Genomic DNA, 12288 nt, shown 5'->3' with positions numbered 1-12288 from the left:
TATTATCCAAAGGCTCAAATCCATGGAAGACAGAGAGATCCTGTGATGACGTTGATTCTGTTTCTGGTAGCACTGGCCGGCCTGTTGTTTGTGCTGCGCCGCGAATCGGGTGCCAAGCCCGCCATCGGTGTGATGGTTGTGGTTGGCGTATTATCGCTGTTTATGGCGTCGGGCTGGCTGGCGCTGTTGTTGTTTATTGGTGCGGCGCTGACCGCGGTTGCCGGTTTGCCACAGTTCCGGATCAACTGGCTGACACCCCGTGTGTTCGCCATGTTCAAGAAAGTGGCGCCGAAGGTGTCGGAAACTGAAAAGGTCGCCCTGGAAGCCGGAACAGTGGGATGGGATGGTGAGCTGTTCACCGGTCGGCCAGATTGGCACAACCTGCTGATCAACCGCCATACCGGGTTGAGTGATGCTGAACAGTCGTTCGTCGACAACCAGTGCACCCAGGCCATTTCCATGTGCAACGCCTGGGATGTGGCGGTCGAGCGTGCCGATCTCCCGAAAGAACTCTGGGATCTGCTCAAGAAAGAAAAGTTCTTTGGCATGATCATTCCGGAGGAATATGGTGGTCTTGGCTTCTCGGCCAAGGCTCAGACCGCGGTGCTGCAAAAGTTGTCCGCTAATGAAATGCTGATGGTAACCGTTGGCGTGCCAAACTCCCTGGGACCTGGTGAGCTGTTGGTCAAGTACGGTACCGAAGAGCAGAAAAAATACTATCTGCCGAGGCTGGCCGATGGTCGTGAAATTCCCTGTTTCGGCCTGACCGGGCCCCGCGCCGGCTCCGATGCCACCTCACTGCCCGACACCGGTATCGTGTGCAAGCAGGAAGTGGACGGTAAAGAAGTGTTGGGTATCCGCCTCAATTTCGAGAAGCGCTGGATTACTCTGGCGCCGGTGGCCACCGTGGTTGGCCTGGCGTTCCGCATGTTTGACCCGGACGGTCTGCTGGGCGACACCGAAGATTACGGCATCACCTGTGCGCTGATCCCGCGCGACACCGACGGCATGGAAATCGGTCGTCGTCATTGCCCGATTGGCACGCCGTTCATGAATGGCCCGATCAAAGGCAAGGATGTGTTCATACCGATGGATTACCTTATCGGTGGCCAGGAAATGGCTGGTCAGGGCTGGCGTATGCTGGTTGAGTGCCTGTCGGTAGGCCGTTGCATTACCTTGCCGTCTGGGGCAGCCGGTGGCGCAGCCTATGCGGTCGGTACTGCGGGTGGTTTCACCCGAGTCCGTCGTCAGTTCAACACCCCGGTGGCTGAGATGGAAGGCGTGCAGGCACCGCTGGCCCGGATTGCGGCCAAGACTTACATCACCCTGGCGGCGGTTAACCACACCGCCAACATGATCGACAAGGGCGAAAAGCCGGCGGTACCGTCGGCGATTCTCAAGTACCACCTGACCGAGTTCTCCCGTGACATATTGACGGATGCCATGGATGTGCACGGTGGTAAGGCCGTCACCCTGGGCCCCCGCAATTATTTGGGTATTGGTTACAGCGGTTCGGCGGTGTCGATCACCGTTGAAGGTGCCAACATCATGACCCGCAGCCTGATGATCTTCGGCCAGGGCGCGATTCGCTGCCATCCCTACGTGCTGAAAGAGCTGGCCGCCAAGGATAACGACGATCTCAAGGCGTTCGATGAGGCCTTCTTCGGCCACGCCGGCCTGATTTTCGGTAACGCTGCCCGTGCCTTCACTCAGGCACTGAGTATTGGCAAGGCGGACGTGCCGTTCGACAGTGCCTCCCGCAATTACGCGCAGGCTCTGGCCCGGTTCAGTTCTGCTTTTGGCCTGTGTGCCGATGCGGCGATGGCCACCCTGGGTGGTGAACTGAAGATGCGTGAGCTGATTTCCGCTCGCCTGGGTGACATGTTGTCGAACCTGTATCTGGCGTCGATGGTGCTGAAAAACTGGCACGAGACCCAGCCGGTAGAGGGCGAGAAAGAACTGATGCAGTACAGCCTTGCGTTTTTGCTGCATCGCACCGAGCAGGCGCTGGATGAATTTCTGCAGAACCTGCCCAATCGCCCGGTAGCGATGGTGCTGCGTGTCATCACGCTGCCACTGGGTCGCCATTGGGACGCGCCCCACGATGATCTGGCGCGCAAGCTGGCTCGTTCTATCTCGACCGACACGCCAATTCGTACCAAGCTGATGGCGGGGGCCTGGACCACCGATGGTGAAGGCATCGTCGAAAACCCGGTGGCCCGCTATAACGGGTTGCTCAAGGACAACGACAAGGCCGAACAATTGTACCGTAAAGCGAACAAGGCTTACGCCAAGGGTGAGTTGCCCATGACGGCGCTGCATCCGGAGGAGCGCTTTGAGGCGGCACTGTCCGCAGGCATATTCAGCAAGGAAGAAGCTGACTTCATGCGTCAGTATGAACAGGTTGTGCTGGAAATGCTGACCGTGGACGACTTCCCGTTCGATGAGTTTGCCCGCAACAAAGACTCGCTGATTGACCACAACCCCGCCTGACGGAGTCGGCAAGGATGTGGTTATCCTTTGTTGCTGTCAGTGTTGGCGCCGTGATCGGCGCCAACCTGCGTTGGGCACTCGGGCTCTGGCTTAACGCCAGCTACCACGCCATTCCCTGGGGCACTCTGGTGGCTAATCTCAGTGGCGGATGGTTAGTGGGCCTGCTGATTGGCTTCTTCACCCAGAACAGTGCTCTGGCGCCTGAATGGCGGTTGTTTGCCATTACCGGCCTGTGCGGTGCCCTGACCACCTTCTCGACTTTCTCGCTGGAAATGTTCGCAGCCTTGCAGGAAGGCAAGTGGGCAATGGCCATTACCGGGATTCTGGCCCATGTGATCGGGTCACTGCTGATGACGGCTTTGGGGTTCTACATGTTCAGTCTGATCAAGGCTTAAGCAGTACCTGAACGCCTTTGCGGCCCTGGGTATCACTACCTACATAAAATCTTGAAATTGCCCTTGGCAAGCCGGGAATTCCAGAGTAGAGTGGTTTTCGTAGGAAAGATTAGCACAGCAGTTCATGAATAAGACGTACTCCGCAGTTAGTAGTGACCGTCCTGTTTTTGATTCCGCGAGTTCAGTTTTTCCGCTAAACGCCGACCAACACCATAAGGTGCCTGGCGGCAGATAATATGATTGATTTCAGGAAGTTTACGTATGTCTACTACTACCGGTACTGTTAAGTTCTTCAACGAAGCTAAAGGTTTCGGCTTTATCACTCGTGAAGGCGGCCCGGACGTATTCGTTCACTACAGCGCCATCCAAGGCTCTGGTTTCAAGACTCTGGCCGAAGGCCAACAGGTCGAGTTCACTGTAACTCAGGGCCAGAAAGGTCCTCAGGCAGAGAACGTTGTTCCTCTGTAAACCTTTCTAAAGGTTCAGGAACATCGAAAAAGGCAGCTTCGGCTGCCTTTTTGCGTATGTGAAGGACTCTATCAGTCCGCGAATATTTCCTCATAGAAACGCAGAGTGCCGTCCCAGGAGCGCATAGCGGCCTGTTCATCATAGGCAATGGGCATCCCGAACTGTTCAGCCACCTCATCGGCACCGGGATTGGTAAACGAGTGGGTGGCCCCCGGGAAGCTGAGCAGCATAAGGTCCACGTCCGCATTTTGCATTTCTGCGACCAGGCTGGTCACTTGCTCTTTTGGCACCATGGGGTCGGCGCCACCGGTGTAAACCTGAACTCTCGCCTTCACCTTGCCTGCCTCGGCCTGAATCGGACTGGCCAGGGCGCCGTGATAGCTGACCACGCCATCCAGATCGACACCCAGCCGCGCCATGTTCAACACAATCGCGCCGCCGAAGCAGTAACCCTGAGCTGCGATCTTGTCAGCGTTAACGCTCTCATGATTCTGCAGGATCTCTTTTGCCTTCAGGAACCGGGCCTTGACCTGGTCCATGTCTTTGGTGGCTTCCTGCATGAATTCCTGAGCGGTATCCGGGTGCTCAGCCAGCTTGCCGTCACCGTACATGTCCAGGGCAAAGGCGGTATAACCAGACGCAGCCAATTTCTCCGCCTGTTCTCTTGCGAACGCGTTGTGGCCCCACCATTCATGGACCACGAGCACGCCCGGTCGTTTGCCTTCGTTTTCATCATCCCAGGCCAGATAGCCACTGAACGACTGTCCGTTAACTTCGTAAGTGATTGTTTCGGTTTGCAGTTCAGCCTGAGCACTGGCACCTGAGACGGCAAGGGTCAGCGCGGTGGCGCGTGCGGTCGTTTTGATTGAAATCATGGTGTGTTCCACTCCGTGTGGGGGTTGAAGGTTCCTTGCAATACGACGAGTAAAACCGATCCGATGAATGCATCTTAAAGAACCAAATGATCTGAACGAATCGGATTACTGAAAAAAATAACATCAGCCGGGCCTGTTAACCTGACTATTCTTGACTATAGTAAAGGATAGGAACGGTTTGAAGTCCGAACTTGTTTGGGCGCCGTATCCACCCATACCAATAACATCAATAACGAGGGGGTGGTCTATGCTCCTGTCACACGCGTTTGGTCTTTTTACTCACCCGGACCAAGAGTGGGCATCCATAAAGAAAGAACGTCAGCATCCAACCAGGCTATACGTAGCCTACGTTGTTATTCTGGCGGCTATCGCACCGATCTGTGCCTATATTTCAACCGCGCATTTTGGTTGGTCTGCAGGCAACGAGAGGTTGATCAAATTAACCGAAATCAGTGCCATTCAGCTAAGTGTGCTGACTTACCTTGCCATGCTTGTGGGTGTTTTTGCTTTGGGTTATGCCATTAATTGGATGGCAAAAACCTACGGTGCAAAAGAAGAGGCTGTTCCTTCTAATGGTATGGCGTTGGCGGCCTACTCTTGCACGCCGCTGTTCCTGGCGGGTTTTGCGTTGCTGTACCCGGTGCCCTGGTTCAATGCTTTGGTGTTTTTGGTCGCGGCTTGCTACGGCGCCTGGCTGATGTTTGACGGCCTGCCCATTGTCATGGGTATCGAGAAAGATCAGGCGGTGATGTACGCCGGAGCGTTGCTCACGGTCGCCTTGGTGATTCTGGTCTCAACGCGGGTCGGTTCCGTCATTATCTGGAACCTGGGCGTTGGCCCGGTGTTTGTCAGCGGGTGACGATCGATAACACCTGAAGACATAAAAAAAGGGGGCTTTGGCCCCCTTTTTTGTGACCGAATTCTAAAGTTTCCCCTGGTTGTCGGCATTTGCCACAGACCTGTCGCAATCCGGCAACGTGTTCTTCATGTCCGCAGTCTAGCTTCTAAAGAGCTGTCGCCTGTTCGCACGGTCAGGGCTGGCAGGACAAAAGAGCAATAAACCAAACAGGGGACAATCATGGCAAGACTTTCACGCAGGGATTTTCTGAAGGCATCCGCGATGGGGATGCGGACTTTACCCGGCTGATTCAATCGGGCACCGCGGACGCGTCTGAACCGCATGACTTCACTATCAAGGTGGACGCGCAGGGCCTGAATGCCGGCGAAATGTATTACTACCGGTTCCGTTCCGCAAACAAGACGTCTCCGGTTGGGATAACCCGCACCCTTCCCGATGGCAGTGTTGATCGGGTGAAATTGGCGGTGGTGTCCTGCTCTAACTATCCGGCCGGGTACTTCAACGTCTACAAGCAAGTGGCCGCTCAGGAGGGCTTGGATGCGGTTGTGCACCTTGGCGATTACCTCTACGAATACAGCAGCGACAGCACCAGTTATGCCGCCGCTGATGCAGAGGCTCTGGGGCGCACTTTCCCGGAAGATAACAATCTCGAGTTGATCACGCTGACCGATTATCGACGCCGGTACGATATCTACCGCAACGACGTCGACCTTCAGCAACTGCATCAAAAACTGCCGTTCATCGTGGTCTGGGATGATCACGAAGTGGCCAACGATACCTGGTTAAACGGTGCCGAGAACCACAACCCCGATCAGGGTGACGGCGACTTCACCGAGCGCAAGATCGCAGCGTTTCGTGCCTTTTTTGAATGGATGCCGATCCGACCGGTGATTGAAGGCAGTCATGAAACGATTTACCGGAGTTTCCGGTTTGGTGATCTGGTGGATCTGCACATGCTGGATACCCGGATCATTGGTCGGGACCAGCAGCTGGACTACATGGATTATCTGGGAGAAGGCGGCCTCAACGTTGCCCAGTTCACTGCTGACGTGTCTGACGCCAATCGCACCTTGCTGGGCGCCGAGCAGCAGTTGTGGCTGCAGACTGCCCTGGGCTCAAGTGCTGCCACCTGGCAGGTGCTGGGTCAGCAGGTACTGATGGGACGAATGAATCTGCCGGCGGAGCTGTTGATGGCCATCGCCACGCAAAAGCTTGATGATTTGCCACAGGCGCTGGCCGAACTGGCCATGATCAAAGGCAGAATCTTGCAGGGAGACCCGACCGTCACCGACCAGGAGCGGGCCAGGCTTGAGTTGTCTGCACCCTACAACCTGGATGCCTGGGATGGTTATCAGTTCGAGAGAGAAGTGGTGCTGGGGACCGCCAGGCAACTGAACAAGAATCTGGTGGTGTTGGCCGGCGATACCCACAATGCCTGGGCGAACAACCTGAAAGACAAGGATGGTAATCAGGTAGGTGTGGAGTTTGCCACCGCCTCGGTCACCTCGCCGGGCCTGGAAGGGTACCTGGGGCTGCCGGACGCGTTGATTCCGGACGCTGAGCAAGGCATCGGGTTGTTAGTTGATGACCTGGAGTACCTCAACATCAGCCAGAGAGGCTATATGCTGGTTACTTTCACGCCAAATGAAGCCCGTGCAGACTGGTATTTCCTGGATACGGTAAAAAGCCGGGAATACGAGGTCGATACCCAGGCTGGAATGTCTAAACGAGTGCGGCCCGGTGCCGGCAATCGTAGTCTGGAGCCTGCTGTGGGGTGATATCGAGTTTAGCCCGGGCATTGCCCCGGGTTCGGTTGCCGGTTAATGTGATGATAAATAATCGCACTACCTCAAGGTGTTTGCAGCACGATTGACCTGGGGCATAGGCAGTTATTCAAATTTGCTATGTAGTAGATGGCAGTCCGTTTGCAGGGAGCAGGCTATGCCCAGACAATCCTCCGTGACATCCCAAGATACCGATCACCCGCCAGCGCCCACCGACGCCGACTGGCATGCGCTGGATTTCTCCGGCGCTCGCGAGCAGCTTGAGGCGGCCGGTCCGCTTACCGATGCGGAGGTGACGGCGCGCCTGGCCAGCTACGGCCCCAACCAATTACCTGAAACCAGCCGATCCGGGCCATTGGCGCGTCTGGGTCGTCAGCTCAAGAACTTTCTGATTTACGTGTTGATGACCGCCGTGGTGATCACCGCGGCTCTTGGCCACTGGGTGGATGCCGGCGTCATCCTCGCGGTGGTGGTTATCCAGACGCTGGTTGGCTTTATCCAGGAAGGCAAGGCTGAGCAGGCGTTGTCGGCGATTAGGCACATGCTGGCGCCCAAGGCCCGGGTGGTGCGGGAGGATGGTCAGCATCAGGTGGATGCCGCGGGCTTGGTGCCCGGGGATACGGTGCTGCTGGAGCCGGGTGACCGGGTGCCGGCGGATATACGTCTGGAGAAATGTCACAACCTGAAGATTGAAGAAGCAATTCTGACCGGCGAGTCCGAGGCGGTGGATAAGACCACCGAGCCGGTTGACCCCGGTGTGGCGCTGGGGGACCAGGTCAGTATGGCGTTCTCCGGCACCATGGTGGCCACCGGCACTGGCCGGGGGGTGGTGGTTCGTACTGGCGCCCAATCCGAAATCGGTCGCATTTCCGGATTGCTGGCAACCACCACCACCCTGAAAACGCCGTTGCTCGAGCAGATGGACCGGTTTGCCCGCATTCTGTCGATCATTGTGATTCTGGCCGGAATTGCCATTTTCTTCGGTGGTCTGGCGTTCAGTGGTCTGGAATTCCGGGAGCTGTTCATGGCGGTGGTTGGCCTGACTGTGGCGGCCATCCCCGAAGGCTTGCCGGCCATTCTGACCATCACCCTGGCCATTGGCGTGCGCCAGATGGCCAAGCGCAAGGCGGTGGTGCGCCGGATGCCGGTGATTGAAACCCTCGGTGCCGTGTCGGTGATCTGTTCGGATAAAACCGGAACCTTGACCCGCAACGAGATGATGGTTACGGCATTGGTTGCCGGTGGTCAGAGGTTTGAGGTCACCGGGGAAGGCTACAGCTTTGAAGGCATGGTCTGCCAGAAGGGCCAGCCGGTAGCGGAGTCGGTTTTACTGGCGGAAATGGCCAGGGCCTCCGCCCTGTGCAACGACGCCAGCATCAGTAACCGGGATGGCGCATCCGTGATTCACGGTGATCCCATGGAGGCCGCACTCAAAGTCTTCGCCCGCAAAGCAGAGTTTGATATTGACGCCAGCAGTGGTGACTGGCCGAGAGTCGACGAGATCCCCTTCGATACCCGCATTCGATTCATGGCGACGCTCCATCACGATCATCACGGCCACGACGTCGCCTATCTGAAGGGGGCGCCGGAACGTATTCTCGATATGTGCACTCAGGAAGTAACCGCGGCTGGCGACACCGTCACCATGGATCACAAGGTCTGGGAGGCTACGATCACCGAGATGGCGTCCGAGGGGTTGCGGGTGTTGGCGATTGCCCGCAAACCCATGGCAGGGGGTGCCCGGTCGCTGGTGGTCGAGGATCTTGAACAGGGTGCCGAACTGCTGGGAGTGGTCGGGCTGTTGGACCCGCCCCGGCAGGAAGCGATCCGGGCGATTGAAGACTGCCATAATGCCGGTATCCGAGTAAAGATGATCACCGGCGATCATGCCCTGACCGCCGGCGCCATCGCTCGTAAACTGGGCTTGCGCAAAAGTGAGCGGGTACTGACCGGCAAGGAGCTGGATGAACTGAGCGATGAGCAGCTCAAAGAGCTGGTGGGTGAGGTGGACGTGTTTGCCCGCACCAGCCCAGAGCACAAGTTGCGCCTGGTGCAGGCGTTGCAGGCCCTGCACGGTGTGGTGGCCATGACCGGTGATGGCGTGAACGATGCGCCGGCACTCAAGCGGGCCGATGTCGGAATTGCCATGGGGGTGAAAGGCTCCGAGGCGGCCCGGGAGGCGTCGTCGATGGTGTTGCTGGATGATAATTTTGCCAGTATCGCGGCGGCAGTTCGCGAAGGGCGAACGGTCTACGCCAACCTGCGCAAAGCCATTGCCTTCTTGTTACCCATCAACGGTGGCGAGTCGGTCAGCCTGGTGACGGCGCTGTTGCTGGGTCTGACCCTGCCGATTTCTGCGTTGCAGATTCTCTGGGTCAATATGGTCAGCTCGGTGGTGTTGGCGATGACCCTGGCGTTCGAGCCACCAGAGCCGGGGGTGATGAAGCAGCCGCCCCGTGCCAAGGACGAGTCCTTGTTGCAGGGTTTTGTGGTCTGGCGGGTCGCGTTTGTGTCGCTGTTGTTCCTGATCGGTATTTTTGGTGCCTGGTTTTGGGCCATGCATCGCTACGATAATGCCGCGATGGCCGGCACTCTGGCAGTCAATACGCTGGTGGCCATGGAAGTATTCTACCTGTTTGCGGTGCGCTATCTGGACACGCCCTCGATTACCTTGAGAGGGGTGTTGGGAACACCGATTGTATTACTGGCGGTAGCTGCGGTCATCGGCTTGCAGTTGCTGTTCACTTACACGCCCTGGTTCCACGCCACCTTCGGAACCGCTGCCTTAACGGTTGAGTCATTGATTTTTGCGACGCTGGCCGGGGTTGCGGTGCTGGTATTGCTGGAGCTGGAAACGGCGATTCGCAATGGGGTTAAAAAGGTCAAAGCTCCGGCCCCATAGTACGCAGCCGGAGCGTCCGTCCATCGGGGTTTACGGTCGCTTCAGGACAGGCCGCGGGTGATAACGGATGGGTCGCCCCGGCCCTCCACGGCCGCCAGTTCAGCACTGGACAGCCATTTCCCGGGTGGCTTGTCCATGACATCGGCACAGGCGGCCAAGGCGTGCGCCCAGGAGCACTGATTGGCGAACAGCATGCCGGCTTCGTTCAGTGTGCCACCGCGATTGATATAGCCGAGCACTCGGGAGTGGACCGGCTGTGGGAACAGCGGGTGCAGGTGACCACGAAAGACTTCCGGGCGCATATGGGTGAGCGCCACCCGGCGGTGCATTTGGTGCGGGAACAGGCGCTCGCGTTCAAAGTCTGTCAGGCAGGCCGCGGCCTCAAGCGGATCCCGGGGCTGGCGGAAGCGACCGGGTTCTTGCAGATAGACCAGTCGAAACGGTGTGCCGGTTTCCCGCAGGCGCTCGCAGGCACGGATGGCTTCTGATAGCTGATAGGCGCCATTGGCAATCAGCAACAGCGGTTCCTCGCCGGCGGAGGTATCTTCATCCACCACCAGGGCGCCATGCCTGGCCAGAGTTTCCGCTTCATTGGCATTGAACACGCAGGGCCGATCCCGTTTCGGTATCACCATGCAACTGATCCGGCCCCTTTCGGTGAACACTGAGGGCAGGACCGCCAGGACGCTGTTGTAATCGGCCGGGAACAGTACCCGGGAGACATCGCTCATCTCGCCCAGCAGTGCTTCACAATAAGTGGTGTCCTGATGGGATTGCTCGTTCTTGCCGTTCTCCCAGGTGTGGGAGGTGGCGATAACCGGAAAGCCCAGCCACTTGGCTGGCCGGCCAACTTCCTTCTGATGCCGGGCGAAGATCAGTTCCTGGCGTACCGCACCGAGCATTTTTACGCAGAAGGCTTCGTAACTGGCGACCAGGTTGAGGCCGGCTTTGTTGGCCAGGCAGGCAGACACCACCGCTTCTTCGTTCAGCGCGGTGATGATGTGCCCGTCAATGGCTTCCTCGTCGCTTTCCGGATCGTTCACCCGGTGCTTGAGGTCTTTCAGAACGCCGGTTAACCGGTTGCTGGCCAGTTCATCGGGGTTGCCAACCCGGGGCCGAAGATCCGGGTTTTCAGCGGCCAGTGCCCGGAAAAAGTCATCAACCGCAGCCATCGGTGACACTTTGTTCTGGCTCCACGGCAGTGTAGGTATACCCGGCTCCCGGGGATTGCGCATCGCCAACGGGTGATCGCGCTCGGTGGGCCGCTGTTGCTGGCGGTGCTCGTTCAGGGCGGCCACCGCCCACTCCAGCTCTTCCGGGCTTACCCACAGTGGCTGAATGTGTTCGTTGAAGAGTTCGCGGGCCCGGGCATCCAGGCGCGGGTTTCCGGGCAACGGCAGGTTGTGGGCGGAGTTCTGCCCGGCACCGTAAAAACCGTAACCTTTGACAGTTTCCGCTATGCCATAGGGCATTCGAACCGGGTAACCGGTTTCGCCCTTTTGGGCCGCTTCACCGTGTGCGCTTAGTGCCTGTTCCATATCGAACAACGCGCAAACAAAGGCGGCGGGGTCACGACCATCAAAACGGACCGGATCAAACCCGCGGGCTTGCAAGTGTTCTTCAAACCGCTCCAGGCCCTCCCGGGTGCCCAGCTCGGTGCGCTGCTCTATCCGGCGGCCATTGGCAATCATCACTGGCATTACCAGGCCACAATCCTCGGCTCGCCACCATCGGGGAATCCAGTCGCTGCCGCGCTGTTCCTCGGCGGCGCCATCGGACAGAAACGCCACCAGGGATTCACCGGGCAATGGCATGTGAGCGTATTGCAGCTCGGCAAAGCCCAGATATCCGCCCTCCAGAATACCGCCTGCGGTGTGCGGGTTGACGTGGCTGCCAAGGGGCGCGGCCATCGAGCCATCCGGTTTTTGTCGATAGCTGTAAAAGTCCGACGCCAGTCGGCTTAGGCCTTCGACCGCCTGATAGCGGCTGCGCTGTTCAGGATGCAGATTGCCGGTGAGCACATTCAGGGCGTCGATGGCGGCCACGCAGTGGCCCTGGCCCATCAGCCAGCTTCGGGTTTGGCCGGTCAGGTTGTTCAGGGTCAGGTAAGCGGCGTAGGCGGGCACCATGTTGAGCGTGCCCCCGGTGTGACCTTCCGGTGAAGCTTTGAAATCTTGCGCTGACAGCGCTGCGCCCGAGATGTCTACCCGGTTGCAGTAAGTCATGTGCACCACCAGCCAGAGCCCGGCGCTGGTGAGACGATCAAGATAGGCCAGCTTCTGATAAACGGTGTCGGCATCTGGCTGATAGCCGGCAGCAACCAGTTTCTCAGCAAGGGCCTGAACACGGGTTTCGGTCTCGGCGGAATGCTGGATAACGCCATAGCCTTTTTGCCAGCGCTGCCAGGCGGCACTGGCGTTAGCCGGGGCCGTTATTGAACCTGGTGTAATGGGCGATGACATAAACGGCCTCCTTGGCTTGGATAAGTGTGAAATAAGTGTAAAACGCCGGG

Annotated in this window: 9 protein-coding genes and 1 pseudogene; 8 read left to right on the top strand and 2 right to left on the bottom strand. The window is 58.0% G+C overall.

From position 1 onward, the window contains the following. The first annotated feature begins 45 nt into the window (after window positions 1-45). The 3 genes from C7H08_RS09235 (at window position 46) to C7H08_RS09225 (ending at window position 3356) form a co-directional block, all read left to right on the top strand. Window positions 46-2493, top strand: coding sequence for an acyl-CoA dehydrogenase (locus C7H08_RS09235; protein WP_188445195.1), 2448 nt, complete (start codon window positions 46-48; stop codon window positions 2491-2493). 14 nt (window positions 2494-2507) lie between these two features. Beyond that, window positions 2508-2888, top strand: coding sequence for a fluoride efflux transporter CrcB (crcB, locus tag C7H08_RS09230; protein ID WP_106671426.1), 381 nt, complete (start codon window positions 2508-2510; stop codon window positions 2886-2888). Window positions 2889-3149: 261 nt separating this feature from the next. After that, window positions 3150-3356 (top strand): cold-shock protein, encoded by a 207-nt coding sequence (locus C7H08_RS09225; RefSeq protein WP_044389091.1) that lies wholly within the window; start codon window positions 3150-3152, stop codon window positions 3354-3356. Window positions 3357-3427: 71 nt separating this feature from the next. Here the strand turns inward: C7H08_RS09225 and C7H08_RS09220 are convergent, their stop codons facing one another. Further along, entirely contained in the window at window positions 3428-4231 is an 804-nt protein-coding gene (locus C7H08_RS09220; protein ID WP_106671425.1) for a dienelactone hydrolase family protein, read from the bottom strand. A gap of 247 nt (window positions 4232-4478) precedes the next feature. Between C7H08_RS09220 and C7H08_RS09215 the strand changes: the two genes are divergently transcribed. The 5 genes and pseudogenes from C7H08_RS09215 (at window position 4479) to C7H08_RS09205 (ending at window position 9776) form a co-directional block, all read left to right on the top strand. Then, window positions 4479-5090 (top strand): Yip1 family protein, encoded by a 612-nt coding sequence (locus tag C7H08_RS09215; protein WP_106671424.1) that lies wholly within the window; start codon window positions 4479-4481, stop codon window positions 5088-5090. Window positions 5091-5309: 219 nt separating this feature from the next. Continuing rightward, a complete protein-coding gene (locus C7H08_RS18545) occupies window positions 5310-5378 on the top strand; it encodes a twin-arginine translocation signal domain-containing protein (RefSeq protein WP_107524644.1) in 69 nt (22 codons plus the stop codon). Then, window positions 5369-5506 (top strand): annotated as a pseudogene (locus C7H08_RS18540) (PhoD-like phosphatase N-terminal domain-containing protein); the annotation flags it as partial. The gene C7H08_RS18545 and the pseudogene C7H08_RS18540, both read left to right, overlap by 10 nt. A gap of 36 nt (window positions 5507-5542) precedes the next feature. Then, on the top strand, window positions 5543-6868 hold the full coding sequence (locus tag C7H08_RS09210) for an alkaline phosphatase D family protein (protein ID WP_373284904.1): 1326 nt from the start codon (window positions 5543-5545) through the stop codon (window positions 6866-6868). 163 nt (window positions 6869-7031) lie between these two features. Continuing rightward, the gene (locus C7H08_RS09205; protein WP_106671422.1) at window positions 7032-9776 is read left to right on the top strand and encodes a cation-translocating P-type ATPase; all 2745 of its coding nucleotides are present in this window, start codon (window positions 7032-7034) and stop codon (window positions 9774-9776) included. A gap of 41 nt (window positions 9777-9817) precedes the next feature. On the opposite strand, the gene C7H08_RS09200 is transcribed toward C7H08_RS09205, so the two are convergent. Beyond that, window positions 9818-12238 carry a phosphoketolase family protein gene (locus C7H08_RS09200; RefSeq protein ID WP_106671421.1) on the bottom strand — a complete coding sequence of 807 codons (2421 nt, stop codon included), beginning with the start codon at window positions 12236-12238 and terminating at the stop codon, window positions 9818-9820. Between the last annotated feature and the right edge of the window lie 50 nt (window positions 12239-12288).

This window comes from Marinobacter halophilus, from assembly GCF_003007685.1.
Lineage (GTDB): Bacteria > Pseudomonadota > Gammaproteobacteria > Pseudomonadales > Oleiphilaceae > Marinobacter > Marinobacter halophilus.
This window is presented reverse-complemented; position numbering and strand designations above follow the sequence as displayed.

Coding starts and splice junctions, on each gene's coding strand:
- crcB (WP_106671426.1), top strand. CDS start 2,508: ATGTGGTTATCCTTTGTTGCTGTCAGTGTTGGCGCCGTGATCGGCGCC.
- C7H08_RS09205 (WP_106671422.1), top strand. CDS start 7,032: ATGCCCAGACAATCCTCCGTGACATCCCAAGATACCGATCACCCGCCA.
- C7H08_RS09215 (WP_106671424.1), top strand. CDS start 4,479: ATGCTCCTGTCACACGCGTTTGGTCTTTTTACTCACCCGGACCAAGAG.
- C7H08_RS09200 (WP_106671421.1), bottom strand. CDS start 12,238: ATGTCATCGCCCATTACACCAGGTTCAATAACGGCCCCGGCTAACGCC.
- C7H08_RS09235 (WP_188445195.1), top strand. CDS start 46: ATGACGTTGATTCTGTTTCTGGTAGCACTGGCCGGCCTGTTGTTTGTG.
- C7H08_RS09220 (WP_106671425.1), bottom strand. CDS start 4,231: ATGATTTCAATCAAAACGACCGCACGCGCCACCGCGCTGACCCTTGCC.
- C7H08_RS09225 (WP_044389091.1), top strand. CDS start 3,150: ATGTCTACTACTACCGGTACTGTTAAGTTCTTCAACGAAGCTAAAGGT.